Source organism: Cryobacterium sp. TMT2-15-1 (assembly GCF_004402345.1).
Taxonomy (GTDB): Bacteria; Actinomycetota; Actinomycetes; order Actinomycetales; family Microbacteriaceae; genus Cryobacterium; species Cryobacterium sandaracinum.
The window spans coordinates 23,522-44,829 of the sequence record NZ_SOGD01000053.1 but is presented as its reverse complement, the minus strand read 5'-3'; the positions used below and the strand labels follow the sequence as shown (position 1 = coordinate 44,829).

At 70.6% G+C, this 21,308-nt stretch carries 18 protein-coding genes; 12 read left to right on the top strand and 6 right to left on the bottom strand.

The genetic code is table 11. The features are described from left to right. Positions 1-51: 51 nt before the first annotated feature. The 3 genes from E3O62_RS14505 to E3O62_RS14495 all read right to left on the bottom strand — a co-directional run bounded on the left by E3O62_RS14505 (position 52) and on the right by E3O62_RS14495 (position 7,615). Positions 52-2,802, bottom strand: coding sequence for an alpha/beta fold hydrolase (locus E3O62_RS14505; protein ID WP_241973525.1), 2,751 nt, complete (start codon positions 2,800-2,802; stop codon positions 52-54). Then, on the bottom strand, positions 2,799-3,821 hold the full coding sequence (locus tag E3O62_RS14500) for a 3-oxoacyl-ACP synthase III (RefSeq protein WP_134394415.1): 1,023 nt from the start codon (positions 3,819-3,821) through the stop codon (positions 2,799-2,801). Before E3O62_RS14500 ends, E3O62_RS14505 begins: the two co-directional genes overlap by 4 nt. A 173-nt stretch (positions 3,822-3,994) precedes the next feature. Then, positions 3,995-7,615 (bottom strand): bifunctional proline dehydrogenase/L-glutamate gamma-semialdehyde dehydrogenase, encoded by a 3,621-nt coding sequence (locus E3O62_RS14495; protein ID WP_134398963.1) that lies wholly within the window; start codon positions 7,613-7,615, stop codon positions 3,995-3,997. A 141-nt stretch (positions 7,616-7,756) separates the two neighbouring features. Between E3O62_RS14495 and E3O62_RS14490 the strand changes: the two genes are divergently transcribed. From E3O62_RS14490 to E3O62_RS14480, 4 genes are all read left to right on the top strand, one after another. After that, positions 7,757-8,674: a LysR family transcriptional regulator gene (locus tag E3O62_RS14490; RefSeq protein WP_134398962.1), complete on the top strand. Its 918-nt coding sequence runs from the start codon at positions 7,757-7,759 to the stop codon at positions 8,672-8,674. Next, a complete protein-coding gene (locus tag E3O62_RS17245) occupies positions 8,671-8,763 on the top strand; it encodes an META domain-containing protein (RefSeq protein ID WP_241973524.1) in 93 nt (30 codons plus the stop codon). The genes E3O62_RS14490 and E3O62_RS17245 overlap by 4 nt, the downstream gene beginning before the upstream one ends. A 71-nt stretch (positions 8,764-8,834) precedes the next feature. Next, the gene (locus E3O62_RS14485; protein WP_134398961.1) at positions 8,835-10,457 is read left to right on the top strand and encodes an NAD(P)/FAD-dependent oxidoreductase; all 1,623 of its coding nucleotides are present in this window, start codon (positions 8,835-8,837) and stop codon (positions 10,455-10,457) included. Positions 10,458-10,556: 99 nt separating this feature from the next. Further along, the gene (locus E3O62_RS14480) at positions 10,557-11,069 is read left to right on the top strand and encodes a hypothetical protein (RefSeq protein WP_134394419.1); all 513 of its coding nucleotides are present in this window, start codon (positions 10,557-10,559) and stop codon (positions 11,067-11,069) included. Between the two features lie 96 nt (positions 11,070-11,165). Here E3O62_RS14480 and E3O62_RS14475 read toward each other — a convergent pair whose 3' ends face one another. Beyond that, positions 11,166-11,729: a thioesterase family protein gene (locus E3O62_RS14475; RefSeq protein WP_134394420.1), complete on the bottom strand. Its 564-nt coding sequence runs from the start codon at positions 11,727-11,729 to the stop codon at positions 11,166-11,168. A gap of 203 nt (positions 11,730-11,932) precedes the next feature. Here E3O62_RS14475 and E3O62_RS14470 point away from each other — a divergent pair, with 203 nt between their 5' ends. Continuing rightward, positions 11,933-12,571: a LysE family translocator gene (locus E3O62_RS14470; protein WP_134398960.1), complete on the top strand. Its 639-nt coding sequence runs from the start codon at positions 11,933-11,935 to the stop codon at positions 12,569-12,571. 56 nt (positions 12,572-12,627) lie between these two features. On the opposite strand, the gene E3O62_RS14465 is transcribed toward E3O62_RS14470, so the two are convergent. Then, a complete protein-coding gene (locus tag E3O62_RS14465; protein ID WP_241973523.1) occupies positions 12,628-13,338 on the bottom strand; it encodes an alpha/beta hydrolase in 711 nt (236 codons plus the stop codon). A 172-nt stretch (positions 13,339-13,510) separates the two neighbouring features. Between E3O62_RS14465 and E3O62_RS14460 the strand changes: the two genes are divergently transcribed. Then, positions 13,511-14,482, top strand: a complete 972-nt coding sequence (locus E3O62_RS14460) for an aldo/keto reductase (protein WP_134398959.1) — start codon at positions 13,511-13,513, stop codon at positions 14,480-14,482. Between the two features lie 112 nt (positions 14,483-14,594). Beyond that, entirely contained in the window at positions 14,595-15,455 is an 861-nt protein-coding gene (locus E3O62_RS14455; protein ID WP_134394424.1) for an aldo/keto reductase, read from the top strand. Positions 15,456-15,488: 33 nt separating this feature from the next. Here E3O62_RS14455 and E3O62_RS14450 read toward each other — a convergent pair whose 3' ends face one another. Next, positions 15,489-15,977 (bottom strand): YbhB/YbcL family Raf kinase inhibitor-like protein, encoded by a 489-nt coding sequence (locus E3O62_RS14450; RefSeq protein ID WP_134394453.1) that lies wholly within the window; start codon positions 15,975-15,977, stop codon positions 15,489-15,491. A gap of 188 nt (positions 15,978-16,165) precedes the next feature. Here E3O62_RS14450 and E3O62_RS14445 point away from each other — a divergent pair, with 188 nt between their 5' ends. The 5 genes from E3O62_RS14445 (at position 16,166) to E3O62_RS14425 (ending at position 21,294) form a co-directional block, all read left to right on the top strand. Continuing rightward, the gene (locus tag E3O62_RS14445) at positions 16,166-17,092 is read left to right on the top strand and encodes a rhodanese-related sulfurtransferase (protein WP_134398958.1); all 927 of its coding nucleotides are present in this window, start codon (positions 16,166-16,168) and stop codon (positions 17,090-17,092) included. Between the two features lie 92 nt (positions 17,093-17,184). Then, positions 17,185-18,399, top strand: coding sequence for a cysteine desulfurase-like protein (locus E3O62_RS14440; protein WP_134394426.1), 1,215 nt, complete (start codon positions 17,185-17,187; stop codon positions 18,397-18,399). An 84-nt stretch (positions 18,400-18,483) separates the two neighbouring features. After that, complete coding sequence (locus E3O62_RS14435; RefSeq protein ID WP_134394427.1) at positions 18,484-19,404, top strand: ABC transporter ATP-binding protein; 921 nt, start codon at positions 18,484-18,486, stop codon at positions 19,402-19,404. Continuing rightward, positions 19,401-20,243 carry an ABC transporter permease gene (locus E3O62_RS14430; RefSeq protein WP_134398957.1) on the top strand — a complete coding sequence of 281 codons (843 nt, stop codon included), beginning with the start codon at positions 19,401-19,403 and terminating at the stop codon, positions 20,241-20,243. Before E3O62_RS14435 ends, E3O62_RS14430 begins: the two co-directional genes overlap by 4 nt. A gap of 34 nt (positions 20,244-20,277) precedes the next feature. Next, entirely contained in the window at positions 20,278-21,294 is a 1,017-nt protein-coding gene (locus E3O62_RS14425; protein WP_134394429.1) for an MDR family oxidoreductase, read from the top strand. Positions 21,295-21,308 lie beyond the last annotated feature (14 nt).

Here is a 21,308-nt window from a genome sequence, read left to right as displayed (position 1 = left end):
CGGCGTGCCGGCAGCGCAGCGGCGCAGCCTGCGCGTGACGCGTGAGTGGCCTCACGGGCGGGTCATCCGCGCGCCGGAGAGGATGCCGCCGGCCCAGCGCCCCAGCCGGGTGCGGTCGATCTTCGAGTTGTGACGGATGTCCGTGGGCAGGTGCGGCACGACCAGCACCGCGGCCAGCGGCAGCCCCGCGACGGCACGAACGGCGGCGGCCAGCCCGGGGTCGGCCAGCGCGACCCGGCGGGTCGGCGTGCGGATCTCGACCACGGCGACCACCTGCTGGGTGCCGGCCGGCCCGACCCCGACGACGGCGGCCCGGGCCACCGCTGCGACGGACTCGATACGCTGCTCGGGACCGACCGGGGTCACGACGCCGGTCGCCGTCGTGATCACATGCGGCAGGCGCCCTTCCACCCAGAGTCGTCCGGCGGCGTCGAAGTGTCCGACGTCGCCCGTGCGGTGCCAGCGTTCACCGGGCACGGCGCCGCTGCGGGCGGCCCGGTCGGTCAGCCACAGGCGGTCGTAGTGGTCCTCGACGTGTGGCGCGGAGACCACGATCTCGCCGGTGACCCCGGCGGCCTCCGACAGCTCGCCGGTGGCGTGCCCCCGGGCGTCGAGGGCACTCGTGCGGATGCGCGTGGTCGCCGTCGCGCGGCCGACGCAGACCCCGCCGGGGCCGGCCGGGGCATCCGTCGCCGTGGCCATCGCCGTCGCCTCGCGGATGCCGTCGAGCGAGATGTCGGCCATCAGCAGCCCCTCGGTCATGCCGTAGGGCGTGTGTGCGGAGGCCGACGGCATCAGCCGGGCCGCGGCCGCGAGCAGCGGCTCGGAGACGGGGGCACCGGCGGAGAGAAAGCTCGTCACGCCGGCGAGGCTGACCTGGTCGGCGGCGGTCAGGCTGCCGGCGGTGGCCACGACATTGGCCAGCGCGGCCGGTGACAGGAACACCACGGCCGCGTCGATGGCGGCGACCGCGGCGGCGACGGATGCGGCGGTCAGGGTCTTCGGCTTCGTCACGTCCATGTCCGGGGTCACCGAGCGGGCGCCGAGGGCCGGGCCGAGCAGCGCGAACGGGGCGAAGCCGGCCACCAGGCCGGTACCGCGGCCCACGCCATACTGCGCGAACAGCGCGTGGCTGACCGCGGCGAGCTGGCCGTGCGTGTAGACGACGCCCTTGGCCGGCCCGGTCGAGCCGGAGGTGAACAGCACGGCGGCAGTGTCTCCGGGTTCCGGCGGCGGCGGAAGCTGCTCGTCCACGCCGAGCGCGATCAGCTCGGCGAGGGTGGCGGAGATGTCGAGGGCGCGCATGGCGGCGCGGGGAAACCGCGCCACGGAGATCTTCTGGCCGGGCCAGTCGAGGGCCCGGGCGGCGAGCAGCCCGGGGGCGGCGCCGATCACGTGGTCGGGGCGCGCGCCGCGCACGGCGCGGGTCAGCCCGCGTAGGCCGAGGCCGGCATCCGCGACCACCACGATCGCGCCGATCCGCACGCAGGCGTAGAGCACCGCGGTCAGGTCGGCGCCGGGCGGGACGAGCAGCGAAACCCGGTCGCCTTTCCGCACGCCGATCCGGTCGAGGCCGCAGGCGAGCTGCCGCACCCGCCGGGAGAGCAGTCGCCAGCTGACGACGCGGGGTGCACCGCCCCCGGGCGGGGCCATGTCGATCAGCGCGGTCTCGTCGCTGTTCTGCAGTTCGTCCAGGTAGTGCCAGAGCGGATGCCGCTCGCCGGCCGCCCAGCCGCCCACACCCGGTTCGACCGGAACGTCAACCTGCGGGGCAGCGGAGGCGATTGCAGCGGCAGGCACGGCACGGTCGCCGAGCCAGGTCAGGGCGGCCGCGGCGTAGTCGACGTCTTCCATGACGAGATGCCCGGCGCCCTCGAAGCGATGCACGTCCGCGTGCGGCAGGCGGTCCACGAGGTCGTCGAGGTAGCGATCGCTGAAGATCGGGTCGGTCGGGCCCCAGAGCATCAGGGCCGGTACAGTCAGGTCCCGGATGCCGCCGGAGATGCGGGCGAGTTCGGCCGCGCTTTCGTGTGAGCCATGCACCGGGATGTCGGCGACGAACGCGCCGATCCCGCCGCGGCGGGCCGCACCGCGGTAGGGCGCGCGATACGCCTGCTTCACCGCGGCCGGAAGCGGCGGGTGCGCCAGTGCCAGGGTCGTCTCCAGAAACGCCGGCGTGGCCACGGTGCCGGAGCCGAGCACGCTGCTCCGCAGGGCCAGCCGCAGCGGGGCCGGCACCGGCGCATCGCCCGGCTGGTGCACGGCCGTGTTGAGCAGCATGACCCCGGCGAGCACGTCCGGGTGGTCGACGGCCCAGCCGAGCGAGATCGACCCGCCCCAGTCGTGACCGAAGGTGACCACCGGGCCGGCCAGGCCGAGGGTGTCGGTCAGCTCGCCCAGGTCCCGCACGCGGGCGGCGAGCGGGCGCACCGCGCCGCTCCGCTCGGAGAAGCCCATCTCGAGCTGGTCGACGGCGATGACGCGCCAGGCCTCGCCGCCGTGCCCGGCCGCATCCGTCGCCGCCGTGATGAACTCGCGCCACAGGTAGGACCAGGTGGGGTTACCGTGCACGCAGAGCACCGTGCCCACAGGGGTCACGCCCAGCTCGGCGAGACGCTCCGCGTTGTCGAGCAGGTGCCAGGTGCGGGTGACCGGATGCCCAGAGGCGGTCGACACGACCGGCACCAGGCGCGAGAACGCGGCATCGAGCCCCGCCAGGCCGGCCGGCGGCAGGGACGCGGGCGCCGGCGTCGCGGCGGCGCGCGGGAGACGGTAGGACACGGGCGCAGAGCCGCGCTTCACCAGGCGAGTTCCATCATGGCCGTGTTCAGGCCACTGCCGACGCCCATCAGCAGCACCCGATCGCCGGTCCTGAGCCGCGCGGCCTCCTCGGCCAGGGTGATCGGGATCGACGCGGGCCCCACATTGCCGTACAGCGGGTAGGTGAGCGGCACCCGGCTGCGGTCCAGCCCGGTCGCCTTCACGATCGCGTCGGTGTGCACATCCGAGACCTGGTGCAGGATGTACCGGTCCATGCCCGACCAGTTCCAGTCGCGTTTGGCCTCGGTCCAGGCCGAAACGACGAGCTCCATGCCGCCCTTGAGCAGCGCCTTGGCGTCGGTGAACATGCCGTCGACGCTGCCGACGCAGAGGCCGTTGAACTCGGTGGCGGCGCGGGCCACGCCGCCGAGGATGCGGTGCCCTTCCGGATGCGCGTCGGCCCGACCGAGCACGGCCGCGGCCGCGCCGGAGCCGAGCGTCAGGCTCGCGAACTCGCTCATGAAGTCCTTGCGGTTGATGTCCGGGCGGCCGAGGCGCTCGATCGTGTTGGTCTGGATCTCGTCGGCGTCCTCCCCGTCGATGATCACGGCGTACTGCACCTGGCCGGAGTCGATCAGCTGTGCGGCCAGGGTCATGCCGTTGACGAAACCGAGGCAGGCGTTCGCGATGTCGAAGTTCGTGGCCGAGGAGGGCAGGCCGAGGCCGTGGTGGATGCGCACGGCGACCGAGGGCTCGAGGTGCTTGCGGGTCACCGAGGTGTTGATCATCAGGCCGACCTGGCCCGGCTGGATGCCGGCGGCGGCCAGGGCGCGCTTGCCGGCCGTGACGGCCGCGTCGTCGAAGGCCTGGCCGGGCGCCCAGTTACGGCGCTCGTGCACGCCCGCCACCCGCTGGAGCAGGCCGCTCGGCAGCTTCAGCCGTTTGAGGGCCGGCTGCAGGCGACGATCGATGTCCACCGAGGTCGTGACCTGCGGGGCGAGCTCGGTCGCCACCGACAGCAGGGCGACATTGCGGTGCGTCGTCGTTGCGTTACCGTCCAACTGTGGATCCCCTGTCGAATTGCAGCAGTGGTCAGCCACGCCTCGATCATTGTGCACCAGAAGCCTGATCGTTGTCCGCACTCCTGCTGGTGCAGTCGACCGCAGACTGCGGCCATCACAGACCTATTTTAGCCTTGTGGTCGGCCGTCGTCGCACGGGCCGCAGCCCGGCCCCTAGATGATCCCCTCGGAGAGCGTGCTCGGGTTGCCGAAGCGGTGCGCCGTGATCGAGATCGCCTGCTCGCGCAGGAACGGGAGCAGCTCGACCCGGCCGGCCTGGGTGACGGGGTGTGCGTACACCGCGATGTCCGGGCTGCCGCCGAGCGCGTGGGCCAGGCGGGAGGCCTCCGCCTGCGCCCCTGTCAGGCGGTCCCCGCCGATCAGGCGCACCCGGCTGGTGCGGATGCCACCGGCCTGGGCCCGCTCCAGCCATTCGTCGTCGCTCTCGACCGCGACCGCGATCTCGCGCTCGGCGAGCACGTTGCGCACCATCGGCGGCACCGGGATGGCGCTGGAGACCTCGAACGACGCCGTCGACAGGGTCGCGGCAATGATCACGCGCAGCAGGTCGGCGAGGGTGCCGTCCTCGGTCAGGCGCACGGTGACGGGCAGCGGGCGGTAGCGGAACAGGTTGCGTTCGAGACCGAGGTCTGAGACGTCCCTGACCGCGCCGAACTCGTCGCGCCAGGCCAGCGCGTCACTCAGCGCCGACCGGCGCAGCACGTCGAAGTCCGCGTAGTCGAGCACGGTCTGCGCCGCCTCTATCAGGGCGGTGACGGTCTGGTCGAGGCCGCGCAGGTGGAGCGTCGAGCTGTTGCGGCCGGCTTCGCTCACCCAGCTGCCGAACCCGTACAGGTAGTTCGGTCCGCCGGCCTTGGTTCCCGGGCCCACGGCCGAGCGCTTCCAGCCGCCGAAGGGCTGGCGCTGCACGATCGCGCCGGTGATGCCGCGATTCACGTAGAGGTTTCCGGCCTCGATCGTGTCCAGCCATTCGGTCAGCTCGGCCGGGTCGAGCGAGTGCAGCCCCGAGGTGAGGCCGTAGTCGACCGCGTTCTGGAAACGGATGGCCTCCGCCAGGTTGCGGGCGTGCATCACCCCGAGCACGGGCCCGAAGAACTCGGTCAGGTGCACGTAGGAGCCGGGCAGCACCCCGGTGCGGATGCCCGGCGACCAGAGGGCGCCGGACTCGTCGAGCTGCTGGGGCTCGACCAGCCACTTTTCACCGACGCCGAGCGTGGTGAGGGCGTGGCGCAGCTTGCCCTCGGCCGGCTCGATCAGGGGGCCCATCTGGGTGACCGGGTCGGAGGGGCGGCCGACGCGCAGGGAGGTCGCGGCATCCGTCAACTGACTGATGAAGCGCTCCGATTTGGCGACCGATCCGACCAGGATGACCAGGCTCGCAGCCGAGCACTTCTGCCCGGCGTGCCCGAAGGCGCTCTTGATGACATCGGCGGCGGCGAGGTCGAGGTCGGCGGAGGGAGTGACGATGATGGCGTTCTTGCCGCTTGTCTCGGCCAGGAGGGGCAGGTCCTCGCGGAAACTGCGGAACAGCTGCGCGGTCTCGTAGCCCCCGGTCAGGATGACGCGGTCGACAGCCGGGTGCGAGATCAGGCGGGTACCCAGTTCCCGGTCGGCGAGGTCCACGAGCACGAGCAGGTCGCGCGGCACGCCGGCTTCCCAGAGCGCCTCGACCATGACCGCGCCGGAACGCTGGGCAAGCTTGGCGGGCTTGACGATGACGCCGGAGCCGGCCGCGAGGGCGGCGAGCACGCCGCCGGCGGAGATGGCTACCGGGAAATTCCACGGCGGGGTGACCACGGTCAGCTTCGAGGGCACGAAGATCGCGCCCTGCACGGCGTCGAGGTCGCGGGCCCGTTCGGCGTAGTAGTAGGCGAAGTCGATCGCTTCGCTGACCTCGGGGTCACCCTCGGCGATGGTCTTACCGGTTTCGGCGGCCATCACCTCGACCAGGCGGTCGCGGTTCGCGGCGAGCGCGAGCCCGGCCCGGTGCAGCACTGCGGCGCGCTCCGCTCCGGTGCGCTGCCCCCAGGCGGCGCCGCAGACCGCCGCGGCCTCGATCAGGCGGTCCAGCTCGGCCGGGTCGCTGACCCGGGCGTCACGGATGGCGTCCAGCCCCAGCGTGGATGTCTCGACCCGGCTCAGGATGTGGCGACCCCAGGCCCGGTTCGCGGGCAGGGACGGGTCCGTGTCGGGTTCGTTGTGGAAACCGGCGTGCGGCAGGCTCTCGATCGAGCCGCGGGTGAGCCCGAGCACGGCTGCGGTGAGCCCGATGTCGGACTCGTCTCCGAATTCATCCTCGTCATCGCCGGATTCGCTTGCGGGGACCTCGCCGCGGCCGGCCGCATCGAGCTGGGTGACCTGGGTGCGGTCCTGGCGGCGGTTCGGCTGCGGGACGACCGCGTCGAGGCCCGCGAGAGAGGCCAGGAACCGCTCCTTCTCGCGGTCGAAGAGCTGCGGGGAACTCGTCAGCTCGAACACCGCCGACATGAAGTTGTCCTGGCTGGCGTTCTCCTCGAGGCGGCGGATCAGGTAGCTGATGGCCACGTCGAATTCGGCCGGGTTCACGACGGGCGTGTAGAGCAGGAGGCGGCCGACGTCGCGGCTCACGGCCTCGGCCTGGCTGGTGGCCATGCCCAGCAGCATCTCGAACTCGACCCGGTCGTCCACGCCGCGCTTCGTGGCCAGGAGGTGAGCCCAGGCCACGTCGAAGAGGTTGTGGCCGGCGACGCCGATCTTGACGGCATCCGTGTTCTGCGGGGTGAAGGCCCAGTCGAGCACGCGCTTGTAGTTCGTGTCGCTGTCCTGTTTGGTGGAGTAGGTCGCCAGCGGCCAGTCGTGCACGGCGGAGTCGACGTGTTCCATGGCCAGGTTGGCGCCCTTGACGACGCGCACCTTGATCGGGGCTCCGCCCGCGGCCCGGCGGCCCTGTGCCCAGTGGGTGAGTCCCTGCAGGGCCCCGAGGGCGTCGGGCAGGTAGGCCTGCAGCACGATGCCGGCCTCCAGGTGGCGCAGCTGGGGTTGGTCGAGGATGCGCTCGAACACCGCGATGGTGAGATCGAGGTCGCGGTACTCCTCCATGTCGAGATTGATGAACTTGGCCCCGGTGGTGGAGCCGCCCCCGGTGGTCGAACCGCCCCCCGCCGCCAGCTCGTAGAGCGGGGTCAGGCGTTCGACGACGCGGTCGACGGCCTCGTCGAAGGACCACATCGACAGCTGGCTGGCGATGGAGGAGACCTTGATCGAGACGTAGTCCACGTCGTCGCGGGCCAGCAGGGCACGGGTTCCCTCGAGTCGGCGCAGCGCCTCCTTCTCCCCGAGAACGGCCTCGCCGAGCAGGTTGATGTTGAGCCGGTTGCCGGACTCGCGCAGGTGGGCGATCGCCGGACCGAGCTTCTCGGGCGTGGCGTCCACGACCAGGTGCCCGACCATCTGGCGCAGCACCTTCCGCGCGGCGGGGATGACCACCCAGGGCACCACCGGGCCGAGCACGCCGCCGAGGCCGATGGCCCCGCGCAGGTAGGAGGGCAGGAAGCCGGGCGCCTGTCTCGCAACCTTCTGCAGGTTGTAGCCGGCGACCATGAGGTCTTCCGGACGCATGACGCCGTCGACGAAGCCCACGGTGAAGTCGAGCCCGTTCGGGTCTTTCAGCACACCGGCGAGGCGCTGGGCCGACAGGTCGGCGGGGATCGTGGCGCTCTCGGCGAGCCACTTCTGCACGAGGGCGACCACATCGGCGCTGAGATCGTGCTGCACGGATGGAGTGGAGTTGGTCATGGTCACGAGGCTAGTTCTTTCGTTCACGGCGGACGGCTAATTTCAGTGTGAGGTTTTCGTTCCTTTAGCAAAAGCGAATCTTTATGATCGATATTGATTAGCATTTATGATCAGTATTGAGACGATCGAGGAGAGTGACGGATGCTGGATGTGCGCCGACTGCGTCTGCTGCACGAGCTCAAGATCCGCGGCACCCTGGCGGGAGTCGCCGAGGCCCTCGCTTACAGCCCGTCCGCCGTGTCGCAGCAGCTCGCGCTACTGGAGAAAGAGGCCGGGGTTCCCCTGTTGCAGAAGGTCGGGCGCCGGGTGCGGCTCACCCCACAGGCCGAGGTTCTGGTGCTGCACACGACCTACCTGCTCGAACGGCTGGAACTGGCCGAGGCGGAGATGACCGCGTCGCTGACGACCGTGTCCGGCACGGTGCGCGTGGCCCTGTTCCAGTCCGCGGCGCACGCCCTCATCCCTCAGGCCCTCACGTTGCTCGCCGAGGAGTTCCCCGAGCTGCGGGTCGAAGTCACCGAGCGCGAGCCGGAGCGCGGCCTGTTCGAGGTGTCTGCGCGCGATTTCGACCTCGTGCTCGCCGAACAGTATCCCGGGCACACCCGGGTGCACTGGCCTGACCTGGACCGCGTGAACCTGGCGACGGATGCGCTCCGGCTGGCCGTTCCGCCCTCGCGCGGCGGCCGCGCGGCGGCAGCGTCGCTTGCCGACGCCGCCGATCTGCCCTGGGTGATGGAGCCGGAGGGAACCGCCTCGCGGCACTGGGCAACCCAGCTCTGCCGGTCGGCGGGATTCGAGCCCGACGTGAGGTTCGAGACGGCCGACCTGATCGCACACATCCGCCTGATCGAATCCGGCAATGCCGTCGGCATCCTGCCGGACCTGATCTGGGCCGGGGAGACGCCGACCGTCCGCGGTGTCGAGCTTCCCGGCGGGCCGCTCCGCACCGTCTTCTCCTCGGCCCGGCGCTCGAGTGCCAGCCGACCGGGCGTGCTCGCCGTGCGCGACGCCCTGGCCCGCGCCGTGGAACTGGTCGCCGCCCCCCCGACTCGTCCGTGACCGGCACCGACGGCTGCAACCGGCTCGTCGGCACCTGGTCGATGAGCGGCGACACCGTCGAGTTCGGCACGCTCGAACGTGCCGACTGACCCGGCCGCGCCGGCAGGCTGCGCGCGCCCGACGCCCCGGGCTGGTCTCGGTTCCTGAGTAGTCTCGGTGCATGAGCGAACCCACACACGATGTCGTGATCATCGGCGGCGGCCACAACGGCCTGACCGCCGCCGCCTATCTGGCCCTGGCCGGTAAGAGCGTTCTCCTACTCGAGCAGGGCGAACACGTCGGAGGCGCGGCCATCTCAGCCCAGGCCTTCCCCGGCGTCGACGCGCGGCTCTCGCGCTACTCCTACCTGGTCAGCCTGCTGCCGCAGCGGATCATCGACGAGCTCGGTCTCGAGATCGGGCTGGCCCGGCGCCGGTACTCCTCATACACCCCCGATCCGGCCGACACCCGAACCGGACTCCTGGTCGACCGCGGCGACGAGCCGGCCACCCGCGCCAGCTTCGACCGGGTCGGCGCGGCCGCGGATTTTTCCGCCTGGAATGCCTTCTACCGTGACACGGAGAGCGTTGCCCGGGCGATCTTCCCCACCGTCTGCGAGCCGCTGCCCACCCGCTCGGAGGCCAGGACCCTGCTCGGAGACGACAGGCTCTGGGAGCAGTTCTTCGAGCGGCCGCTCGGCGGTGCGCTCCGTGATCGCTTCCAGAACGACCTCGTGCGCGGGGTGGTCGCCACCGACGGCCTGATCGGCACCTTCACGTCGCTGGAAAGTCCGGAGCTCAACGCGAACCGCTGCTTCCTCTACCACGTCATCGGCAACGGCACCGGGGACTGGGACGTGCCGGTCGGCGGCATGGGCGCCGTCTCCGGCGAGCTGGAGAAGGCCGCCCGGCAGGCCGGCGCCCGGATCGTGACGGAGGCCGAGGTCACCGGCGTCACGCCGGAGGGCGAGGTGAGCTACCGGCACCGCGGCGTCCTGCGGGTCGTTCAGGGTGCGCACGTGCTGGCCAACGTGGCCCCGTGGGTGCTGCGGGGTCTCCTCGGCGAGGCCGCGCCGGCATCCGTGCGCCTCGACGTCGAGCCGGGTGCCGGCCCGGGCGCCGGCTGGAGCGCGGGGCCCGACGCCAAACCGGAGGGCGCGCAGGTCAAGGTGAACCTGCTGCTCCGCCGACTGCCGCTGCTGCGCGACGAAGCCGTGTCCCCCGAGGCCGCGTTCGGCGGCACCTTCCACATCAATGAGACCCTGACCCAGCTGGAGAGCGCCTACGACCAGGCCGACCACGACGGCTTCCCCGAGTTGCTGCCCTGCGAGATCTACTGCCACTCGCTCAGTGACCCGAGCATCCTCTCCCCCGAGCTCGTCGCCGCCGGCGCGCAGACCCTCACGGTGTTCGCGCTGCACGCCCCGCACCGCTGGCTCACCGAGGAGAACAACGACGTCAGCCGCGACCGGCTGCAAGCCGCCGTTCTGGCGTCGCTGAATTCCGTTCTGGCCGAACCCATCGAGGACCTCTTGCTGACCGATGCCGACGGCCGGCCCTGCATCGAGACGAAGACCACGCTCGACCTGGAGCACGCCCTCAACCTCCCCGGCGGCAACATCTTCCACGGTCCTCTGGAATGGCCGTTCCTCGAGGATGACGCGCCGCGATCCACCGCGGCCGAGCGGTGGGGGGTGGCGACGGAGCATCCGCGGATTCTGATCTGTGGGGCGGGTGCCAGACGCGGCGGCGGCGTCAGCGGCATCGGTGGTCACAATGCGGCGATGGCGGTGCTCGAGGGGTAGGCGCCGGGTCCCGGCCCGAGGGCGTGGCTGTTGGTCCCCGCCCGGAGAAGGGCATAGTTTTGGACTGAGGCCCGTGCCTCACTCACCGTGGAGGTTCGCATGTCATTCAAGCCAACCGGACGCCTTGCCTATCGCGAAGACGGTCTGTACCTCATGCTCGACCGGCTCTTCAGCGCGTCGAAGGAAGACGTGTGGGCGAGCGTGAGCCGGTCCGCCGGCCTCCACGGCTGGATCGGAACCTACACGGGTGCTCCCGAGACCGGCGCCGTGCGCTTCAAGTTGGACGAAGCGGATGCCGAGTGGGAATACGTGAGCATCATCAAGTGCATCCCGCCGAAGCGGTTCACCGCCGACATCGGCGAGGGTGCCGCCGCCCGGCACGTGATCCTGCACCTCGTCGAGGGGGCGGGGATGACCACCCTCACCTTCGGCCAGCGCCTGCACTCCGCCGCCGAGGCCGCCACCGTCGGCCCGTTCTGGGACTACTACTTCGACCGCCTCGTGGCGGCGCGCACCGGCCAGCCGATACCCGCCCGGACCCACTACAAGCCCCACGTCGAGTACTACAGTGAGCTCATCCCGCCCAAGAAGGCCACCGAACCCACCGTCTAGTCCTGATCAATTGGTTGTGTCGCTCGCGGAGGTTCAAAGCTGATCCCCCGCGTGGACGCTGACACGGCAGGCACGGCGCGTGGACCGCGCTCCCACTCAGGTCCAGTGGCTGGGGGCGGCGGCGCGGGTGGCGGGCATCGCGACATCCGCGCTCCACTCGAGCAGCCAGGCCGGCACCGTCACGTCCTCGGGCACCGCGCCCACGGCGTCGACGAGCTCGTCGATGCCCACGACCCCTCCGCTGCGCTTCAGGAACCGTCCGCGGATGAAGCCCTGCGCGTAGACCTCCGGGGTGCCGTCGGCGTCGGGCCGCACGAACCGTTGCTCCACGTAGACGGCCTTCTCGTCGAAGCCCAGGATGCGCGACTCCACCGTGAACTTCTGGCCGAGGGTCAGCGACTTGCGGAAACTGATCGTCTCCGACACCACCACCGGGTACCAGCCGCGCTTCAGGAAGATCGCCCAGATGCCGGTACGGTGCAGCATGTCGAAGCGGGCGATGTCCATGATCGACAGGTAGACGCCGTTGTTCATGTGCCGAAGGATGTCTTGGTCGGTCGGCACAGTGATGAACCGGGTGCTGGCCACGTCGTAGTGGCCCAGGCGCGGGCCGAAGCGGGAGAGGACGGAGTGCAGGAGGGTGCGCCAGAGCATGTGCATCTTGAGAGGCTAGCCACCGGCGGTGCCGGGGCGCATTCTGCTGCCGCGAGCCACAAGCATCCGGGCCCGCACGACCGGAACCTGCACGATTACCACAGTGCCTCCGGTTGAGCGTGCCCGTTCCGCGGGTCACTCTCGACCGGACTCGGCGCACTCGCGACAGCGGATGCCCCGGACGCCCGGCCGGGTCTAACCTTTCGTATATGGTCCCGTTGCCCAACCTGCTGACGTTCGCGCTGGCATCCGTCGCCCTGATCGTGCTGCCCGGACCCACCGTGCTGTTCGTGATCGGGCGTTCCCTGGCGCTCGGACGCCTCGGCGGTCTGCTGAGCGTGCTCGGCAACGCCCTCGGACTGATCCCGGTGGTCGCGGCCGTCGCGCTGGGCCTCGGCGCAATCGTGACCGGGTCCATCGTGGTGTTCACGACGATCAAGTTCGCCGGCGCCGCGTACATCGTCTACCTCGGCGTGCAGGCCATCCGACACCGGCACGCGGCCGCCCGGAGCCTCGGACTGAGCAGTGTGCCGAAGACGAAGTGGCGCCTGCTGGCCGAGGGATCGGTCGTGGGGATCAGCAACCCCAAGTCGATCGTGTTCTTCGTGGCCGTGCTGCCCCAGTTCGTGGACTACTCGGCCGGGGCCGTCCCGCTGCAGCTGCTGACCCTGGGCCTCGTGTTCGTGCTCCTGGCCCTGCTCGGCGACAGCGTGTGGGCCCTCGCGGCAGGCTCGGCCCGCGACTGGTTCGCCTCGTCCCCCCGCCGCATGGAGCACCTCGCCGCGGGCGGCGGCGTCATGATGATCGGCCTCGGCGGCGTGCTCGCCGCGACGGGCGCCCAAGCCTGACCTTGCCCCCCGGTGGTCGACCCCGGTTCCGGTATCGGCCCCGATGGTCGGGCCTGTCAGACCCGGTGAGCCGATGTCCGATGTCCGAAGGTTTCCCTGCGGCCCCATCTAGGCGACGGTTGCGACGGCCGCGAGCGGCACCCGGAGACGCGGCGCACGAAGGCACCCAGGCGGCGGTAGACCTCTTGCGATTCCGGATGTGCGCCGTCCTGCTGCCAGGTGTGGCGCGTGTTGGTCTGCTTCCGGTCGTAGATCAGCGTGTCGACCGCGATGTGGCCGCCGGCGGAATCCCCGCCGAGCACGATCCGGTGGGGATCCCCGCCGAACTCCTCGATGTTGCGGGCCACCCAACGCAACACCTCGTTGCCGTCGTCCAACATGTGCTTCAGCTGGAAGCGCGTCGCCATCCGGTAGTTCGCGTTGACGACGATCATGCCGTCGACCGCCTGGCTGGCCGCGTACTTCGTCAGCGGCGCCTTGTCGCCCGAGGTCCAGCCGCCGCCGTGGAAGTAGACGTAGACCGGCAGCGGCCCCGGCGCCTCATGCGGCACCAGCACGTCGAGACGATGGTCACGGATGCCGTCACCCACGTAGTCGAGATCGAAATGGTAGTCGACGGCGTCGAGGGGTTCCGCGTTGAAGCGATGCAGCTCGCCGGGCGAGATGCGGTGCATCAGCGCCCGCCAGGCCCACACCGGGACGCGAGACAGGCTGGTTTCGCGGTGCTTCTTGGGGCGGTGCGGTTCGGGGCGGGTCTGGTGGCTCATCTGGCGGAGCTGCGGATCTGGTTCACCCCTGAACTGTAAGTGGTCGTTCCGCGAGCAAGCTGAGAAAGCCTCAGCTGCCGCTGCCCCTCCCGCGATTGCGAGATCGCGCGCCGGCGGCCGCACCCAACCCTCGGTTGGACAGGCCGCTCGTCGCGGGAGGATGCTGGGTACCATGGAATACACACAGCTCGGCCGCTCCGGCCTCGAGGTATCACGCCTCTGCCTCGGTACCATGAACTTCGGCCAGTGGACCCCGGAAGACGAGGCCCACGCGATCATGGACTCGGCCCGCGGCCACGGAATCAACTACCTCGACACTGCGAACGTCTACGGCGACAGCGCCGGCAAGGGCGGCACCGAGAAGATCATCGGCAACTGGTTCGCCCAGGGCGGTGCGCGCCGTGAGGGAACCGTGCTCGCGACCAAGCTCTACGGCGACATGAGCGGGTTGCCCAACGAAGGCAAGCTTTCCGCACTCAACATCAGGCGCGCGCTCGACGCCAGCCTCACCCGGTTGCAGACGGACTACATCGACGTCTACCAGTTCCACCACATTGACCGGAACACTCCGTGGGACGAGATCTGGCAGGCGATGGAGACGGCCGTCGCGCAGGGCAAGATCCTCTACGCCGGCAGCAGCAACTTCGCCGGCTGGCACATCGCCACCGCCCAGGCCGAGGCGAAGCGGCGCAACTTCACCGGGCTGGTCAGCGAGCAGTCGATCTACAACCTGCTGACCCGTGACATCGAGCTCGAGGTCATTCCCTCCGCCGTCAGCAACGGCCTGGGCATCATCCCCTGGTCGCCGCTGCAGGGCGGGCTGCTGGCCGGGGTGCTTCGCAAGGAGCAGGAGGGCAAGCGCCGCCTGGAGGGCAAGGTCAGCGAGCTGCTCGAGAAGAACCGCGCCGCGATCGGGCAGTACGAGGACTTCTGCGCGGAGCTCGGCCATGAGCCGGGAGACGTCGGACTGGCCTGGTTGCTGCACCAGCCGGCGGTAACCGCCCCGATCGTGGGCCCGCGCACCCTGGGCCAGTTGGATGCCGCGGTGCGCGCACTCACGGTGAGCCTCGATTCCGCCTCCCTTACCCGGCTGGACGAGATCTTCCCCGGCCGACGGCCGGCGCCGGAGCACTACGCCTGGTGATGCCACCAGCCGACCGCCCTCAACCGGGGCCGGGCGACGCTCCGCCCCTCACCCTCACCCTCACCGTGGCCGCAAGGCCGGACACCGGCCTCGCCCGGGGATCGAAGGACTCATGAAGACCAGACTCATCGCCCAACACGAAGTCAGCGCCATCGGGCTCGGCGGCATGCCGATGTCGATAGAGGGGCGACCGGATGCCGCACGCTCCGTGGCCACGATTCACGCCGCCCTCGAGGCGGGCGTCACGCTCTTCGATACGGCGGATTCGTACCACGTGCACAGCGACGAGGTCGGCCACAACGAAACCCTCATTGCCGGCGCGATCGCGTCGTGGGGCGGCGACACGTCGAACGTGCTCGTGGCGACGAAGGGCGGGCACCTCCGGCCGGGGGACGGCACCTGGGCCGTGGACGGCCGTCCCGACCACCTGAAGCGGGCCGCCGAAGCGTCGCTGAAGCGCCTCGGCGGCGACGCCATCGGGCTCTACCAGTTCCACAGACCCGACCCGGCCGTGCCCTACGCCGACTCGATCGGGGCCCTGAGCGAGCTGCTCGATGCCGGCACGATCGAACTGGCTGGCATCTCCAACGTGAACCCGGAGCAGATCCTGATGGCCAGCGAGATCCTGGGCGGCCGCCTGACGTCCGTGCAGAACCAGTTCTCCCCGGCGTTCCGCAGCAGCGAGCCCGAGCTGAGGCTCTGCGACGAGCTCGGGATCGCGTTCATCCCCTGGAGTCCGCTCGGCGGCATCCGATCCGCCGAGTCACTCGGGGCTCGGTTCCCCGCGTTCGCGTCCGTCGCCGCCGAACGCGGAGTGAGTCCGCAGGTGGTCTGCCTCGCCTGGCACCTGTCGAAGTCGCCTCACGTGATCCCGATCCCGGGAGCCTCCCGCCCGGAGAGTATCCGCGATTCGGTTCAGGCGACCGAGTTCACGCTCACGGCGGAGGAGTCGGCGACGCTCGACGCCGCCTGAGCGCGCACGGCCGGCACCGCGTTCCGGGGGTGCCTAGTGGTGTTTCAGGTCGGCGGGGGCTCCGCCGAACACGCCCGTGGCCTCCAGCACGGCGCGGCCCAGCGTGTGGGAGTGCAGGGTGAACCCGAGTACGGCCGGGGTCGAGTCCGGGTCGACGTCGAGTCTGGCCACGTCGACCGCGTACACGATGAACTGGTACCGGTGCGTGCCGGTGCCGGCCGGCGGTCCCGCGCCGACGAAGGCCGGCCGCCGGGCCTCATTGGGCAGGGTGACCGCGCCAGGGGGCAGCAGGCGCCCGCCCGACGCTCCGGCCCCGGCCGGCAGGGAGGTGCAGGTCGCCGGCAGGTTGAAGACCGCCCAGTGCCAGTACCCGGAACCGGTCGGCGCGTCGGGGTCGTACACGGTCACGGCGAAACTCTTCGTCCCGGCCGGGAACCCCGACCAGGACAGCTGCGGCGACATGTTCCGGCCACCGGACCCCAGGCCGAACTGCGCCGCGGCGAGCGGGGCCCCGTCGGTCATGTCGGTGCTGGTCAGGGTGAAGAGCGGGACCTCGCAGAAGCGGGCGAGGGGGTCATTCCGGGCCACGTTGCCTCCAATGGTTGCCAACAGTTTAGACGACCGTCCCGCACGGCGCCCTGCTGGAGCGAACCGGCGTGCACGGAGCGGACCCGGCGTGAACCACGCGTCAAGCTCGGTAAAATGGCGTGGTGGCCATTCCGAAGATCCTGCTCTACTACGTCTTCACCCCGCTGGCCGACCCCGAGGCCGTGCGCCTCTGGCAGCGAGACCTGTGCGAATCGCTGGGCCTGCGCGGGCGAATCCTGATCTCCACCGACGGCCTCAACGGCACCGTCGGCGGCGACCTTCCCGCGATCAAGCGCTATCTGCGCAAGACTCGGGACTACGCCCCGTTCAAGAATCTTGACGTCAAGTGGAGCGAGGGCACCGGGCTCGATGAGCAGGGCTTGAGCCTCGACTTCCCCCGGCTGGTCGTGAAGGTGCGGGATGAGATCGTGAGCTTCGGCGCACCCGGCGAGTTGCGCGTCGACGCCGGCGGCGTGGTCGGCGGCGGCGCCAAGCTCTCCCCGGCTGAGCTGCACGCCCTCGTCGGTGAGCGCGGCGACGAGGTCGTTCTCTTTGACGGCCGCAACGCGTTCGAGGCCGAGATCGGCCGCTTCCAGAACGCGATCGTGCCGGATGTCGCCAACACCCGCGAGTTCGTGGCTCTGCTGGAGAGCGGCACGTACGACCACCTCAAGGACCAGCCCGTCGTCACCTACTGCACCGGCGGCATCCGCTGCGAGGTGCTCAGTTCTCTGATGAAGGAGCGCGGCTTCGGCGAGGTCTACCAGCTTGACGGCGGCGTCGTGCGCTACGGCGAGGCCTTCGGCGACGACGGCCTCTGGAACGGTTCGCTCTACGTCTTCGACCAGCGGATGTCGCTGAACTTCAGCGACCACACCGCCGTGATCGGGCGCTGCTCGGTGTGCGGCGAACCGACGAAGAATCTGCTCAACTGCCGGGATGCCTCCTGCCGGGAACAGCTCGTCGTCTGCCTGGGCTGCGTCGCCGCCAAGGCCCCGGCGTGCGGGGCCCACGCCACCGCCCACGCTGACGCGCACGCCGGGGCCTGACCGGTCGCGGTGCGCCCTCTCGCCGATGCCGACCTGCTCCTTGCCCGAGGCAGGAGACGGGGCCGTGATTGGAGGCCGTGATTGGATGCACTGTGACCTTTGATGCGCAGACGATCCGACCCAGCTTTCCCGCCCTCTCCACCGGCACGGCCTTCTTCGATGGCCCGGGCGGCACCCAGACCCCGTTGGCGGTCGGTTCCGCGATCGCGTCGACCCTGACCGGGCCGCTCTCGATCCGGGGAACGGGCAGCGCTTCCCAGCAGAACGCGGAGGACGCCGTCACCGGATTCCGGAGCGCCATGGCGGATCTGCTCGGCGCCGAAGAACGCGGAATCGTCTACGGGCGCAGCGCCACGCAGCTGACCTACGACCTGGCGAACGCCCTGTCATCCGGATGGGGCCCGGGCGACGAGGTCGTGGTCACCCGGCTCGACCACGACGCGAACATCCGCCCATGGATGCAGGCCGCCGACCGGGCCGGCGCCACGGTGCGTTGGGCGGACTTCGACCCGGCCACCGGTGAGCTGAGCGTCCCGGACATCGCCGCGGTCCTCAGCGAGCGCACCCGGCTGGTAGCCGTGACCGCCGCCTCCAACCTGATCGGCACCCGCCCTCCGGTGGCGGCGATCGCCCGGCTCGCACATTCCGTCGGCGCGCTCCTGTACGTCGACGGAGTGCACTACACGCCGCACGCGTCGGTGGACGTCGCGGCGCTGGGAGCGGACTTCTTCGTCTGCTCGGCCTACAAGTTCTTCGGTCCGCACTGCGGGATTCTCGCTGCCGCGCCCGCGCTGCTCGAATCGATCCATCCCGACAAGCTGGTGCCCTCGAGCGACCAGGTGCCCGAGCGTTTCGAGTTGGGCACGCTCCCCTATGAGACGATGGCGGGGGTCACGGCCGCCGTCGAATTCCTCGCCGGCCTCGGCGGCGCCGCGCCGGCCGGGGCCTCTCGGCGGGAGCGCCTGATCCGCTCGTCCCAGGCTCTCGAACACCACGAGGAGACCCTGCGCAGCGAACTGGAGGCCGGCCTGGCGGAGCTGCCGGGGGCACGACTGCACTCGAGGGCTGCCGTGCGCACACCCACCGTGCTGGTCACGTTCGCCGGCCACGACACCGCGGATGCGTCCCGCCACCTGTGCAAGCAGGGTATCCTCGCCCCCGCCGGCTCGTTCTACGCCCTCGAAGCCTCCCGGCACCTCGGACTCGGCGACCGTGGCGGCCTGCGGATCGGCCTGGCCCCGTACAACACCGTCGACGAGGTGGGCCGGCTGCTCGCCGCGCTGCGCGTCTTCCTCCGCATTACCTGACCCGGCCGTCTCCGCCCCTAGGCTGGAACCAGATCCCAGCGAACGACTACCAGCGCGGGACTACCAGCAACGAAGGGGGAACGGATGCCGGTCGGCGCGGTCATCGAGTTCAGCAACATCACCAAGACGTTCGGCAGCGTCACCGCGGTGGACAACCTGTCGTTCACCGTGGAGCCCGGCCGGGTCACCGGCTTTCTCGGCCCCAACGGCGCCGGAAAGACCACCACGCTGCGCATGCTGCTCGGGCTGGTCGCGCCCACGTCCGGCACGGCCACCATCGACGGCATCCGCTACCGTGACCTGCCCCGCCCGCTGCAGACCGTCGGGGCCGCCCTGGAGGCAGCCAGCTTCCATCCCGGCCGCAGTGCCCGGAACCACCTGGCGGTCTACGCCATCGCGGCGGGGCTGCCCTCCGCCCGCATCGACGCGGTGCTGCACACGGTCGGCCTCGGCGCACACGGCGCCCAGCGTGTCGGCGGCTTCTCGCTGGGCATGCGGCAGCGGCTCGGTCTGGCCTTCACCCTGCTCGGCGACCCCGGCGTGCTCGTGTTGGACGAGCCGATCAACGGGCTCGACCCGGAGGGGATCAAATGGATCCGCGGCTTCCTCCGCACCATGGCCGACGAGGGGCGCACGGTTCTGGTCAGCTCCCACCTGCTCTCCGAGGTGCAGCAGAGCGTCGACGACGTGATCATCATCGCCGACGGAGCCCTCGTGCACCGAGGCACCCTGTCGAGCCTCGAGACCGAGGCGGCGCCGCGCATCCTGGTCGACTCCCCCGACCGCACGGCTCTCGAGGCCGCCCTCAGCCAAGCCGGCATCGAGTTTTCCACCGGGCGCACCGGGTTGTTCGCCGCTGCACCCGACCCGGCCCTGATCGGCCACATCGCGTTCTCGGCCGGCGTGGAACTCAGCGCTTTGCACCGGGAGAGGAAGGGGCTCGAGGATGCCTTCCTCGCCCTCGTGAACGGCAACGCAAACGGAAACGGAGGCGAGTCGCGATGACGTCCTTCATCCGCGCCCTCGGCGCCGAGTTCGCCAAGCTCGGCACAACGCGCCTGTGGTGGGTCCTCGCCGCGGTCATGTTCGGTTATATCGCCCTGCTCGCCGGCGGCCTCTCGGCGCTGTTCGCGGGGATCGAGAGCGGCGCGATCAGCCCGGATGCCGCCGGTGCCGGATCCCAGGGACTCGCCGGGTTCGGCAGCCTCCCACCCCTGATCTACAGCTTCGCGTCATCCGTCGGCTATGTCTTCCCGGTTCTGCTCGGGGCCCTCGCCACCACGGGCGAATTCCGGCACCAGACCCTCACCCCCACATTCCTCGCCAATCCCCGGCGGGCCCAGGTGCTCGGGGCCAAGACGATCACTCTCTTCGTGGTCGGCGCGGTCTTCGGGGTCGTCGCGCTGCTCGCATCCGTGGGCGTCGGCGCGCTCGTCATCAGCGCGTTCGACGTCGACCCGCTGCTGGCCGATAGCGCCACCTGGGCACTGATCGGCCGCACGGTGCTCGCCATGGCCATCTGGTCGACCATCGGTGTGGGCCTCGGCGTGCTCGTGCCCAGCCAGGTGGCGTCGATCGTCATCGTGCTCGCCTTCACCCAGTTCGTCGAACCGCTGTTGCGCTTCGCGTCCCTGTTCACCGACGTGACGCGAGGAATCGGCAACTATCTGCCGGGGGCCGCCTCCGATGCCCTGGTCGGCGCGAGCTTTTTCACCCTCGCCGCGCCGGGAGGCACCCCGGCGGCGCTGCTCGAGTGGTGGCAGGGCGGGCTCGTCCTCCTGGCCTACATGCTCGCCGCGACCGTGATCGGCTATGCGGTCAGCTGGAAGCGCGACGTCACCTGACCACCTGACTCGAACGCCCGCGTAGTCTCGACGCATGGGTATTGAGACTGAGTTCCGGGCCATCGTCGTCGACCGCACCGTAGATGCCGAGGGCCGGAAGACGCAGAGCGCGGCCCTCCGCGTGGTCGACGACGGCTTCCTGATGGCCGGCGACGTCACCATCGCTGTCGAGTACTCAAGCATCAACTACAAGGACGGGCTCGCCCTGATGGGCCGCCCCGGGGTCGTGCGCGCCTGGCCCCTGATCGCCGGGATCGACCTGGTCGGAACGGTCGAGCAGAGCGCCGACCCGCGCTGGTCGGCCGGAGACCAGGTCATCCTCAACGGGGCCGGTCTGAGCGAGACGCACCACGGCGGGTTGGCCGAACGGGCCCGCGTGTCGGGGGCCTCCCTGGTGCGGCTGCCGAACGGTATCAGCGCCGTGCGGGCCGCTGCGATCGGCACGGCGGGGTTCACCGCCATGCTGTCCGTACTCGGCCTCGAACGGGGTGGAGTCACACCGGAATCCGGTGCCGTGCTGGTGACCGGCGCGGCCGGCGGGGTCGGCAGCATTGCCGTGGCACTGCTCGCCGCCCGCGGCTTCCAGGTGCACGCGTCAACCGGCCGCATCGACGAGCTCGGGGACTACCTGCGCGGGCTCGGCGCCGTCGAGCTCGTCGATCGCGGCACCCTCAGCGAGGCCGGCAAACCGCTGCAGGGCCAGCGCTGGGCCGGGGCCGTCGACTCGGTCGGCAGCGCCACCCTCGCCAACGTCCTCGCCCAGACGAACTACGGCGGAGTGGTCACCTCCTGCGGCCTGGCCCAGGGAGCCGACCTTCCGGCCACGGTCATGCCCTTCATCCTGCGCGCCGTCAGCCTGATCGGGATCAATTCGGTCGAGGCCCCGCTCGCCCAGCGCGAGGAGGCCTGGCAGCGCCTCGCCACGGACCTCGACCTGGGCCTGCTCGACCAGCTCACCCAGGTGATCCCGCTGGAGGCGAGCTTCACTGCCGCCGCGGGCATCCTGGCGGGCACCATGCACGGTCGCACCGTCGTCGACGTGCGCCGCTAGCGCGCTTCGGTTCG

Bases quoted from the DNA above. Each gene is read 5' to 3' on its own strand.
- E3O62_RS14485 (WP_134398961.1), top strand. From the start codon at position 8,835: ATGAGCGAACCCACACACGATGTCGTGATCATCGGCGGCGGCCACAAC.
- E3O62_RS14475 (WP_134394420.1), bottom strand. From the start codon at position 11,729: ATGCACATGCTCTGGCGCACCCTCCTGCACTCCGTCCTCTCCCGCTTC.
- E3O62_RS14490 (WP_134398962.1), top strand. From the start codon at position 7,757: ATGCTGGATGTGCGCCGACTGCGTCTGCTGCACGAGCTCAAGATCCGC.
- E3O62_RS14460 (WP_134398959.1), top strand. From the start codon at position 13,511: ATGGAATACACACAGCTCGGCCGCTCCGGCCTCGAGGTATCACGCCTC.
- E3O62_RS14470 (WP_134398960.1), top strand. From the start codon at position 11,933: ATGGTCCCGTTGCCCAACCTGCTGACGTTCGCGCTGGCATCCGTCGCC.
- E3O62_RS14465 (WP_241973523.1), bottom strand. From the start codon at position 13,338: ATGAGCCACCAGACCCGCCCCGAACCGCACCGCCCCAAGAAGCACCGC.
- E3O62_RS14425 (WP_134394429.1), top strand. From the start codon at position 20,278: ATGGGTATTGAGACTGAGTTCCGGGCCATCGTCGTCGACCGCACCGTA.
- E3O62_RS14495 (WP_134398963.1), bottom strand. From the start codon at position 7,615: ATGACCAACTCCACTCCATCCGTGCAGCACGATCTCAGCGCCGATGTG.
- E3O62_RS14480 (WP_134394419.1), top strand. From the start codon at position 10,557: ATGTCATTCAAGCCAACCGGACGCCTTGCCTATCGCGAAGACGGTCTG.
- E3O62_RS14435 (WP_134394427.1), top strand. From the start codon at position 18,484: ATGCCGGTCGGCGCGGTCATCGAGTTCAGCAACATCACCAAGACGTTC.
- E3O62_RS14455 (WP_134394424.1), top strand. From the start codon at position 14,595: ATGAAGACCAGACTCATCGCCCAACACGAAGTCAGCGCCATCGGGCTC.
- E3O62_RS14430 (WP_134398957.1), top strand. From the start codon at position 19,401: ATGACGTCCTTCATCCGCGCCCTCGGCGCCGAGTTCGCCAAGCTCGGC.
- E3O62_RS14450 (WP_134394453.1), bottom strand. From the start codon at position 15,977: ATGACCGACGGGGCCCCGCTCGCCGCGGCGCAGTTCGGCCTGGGGTCC.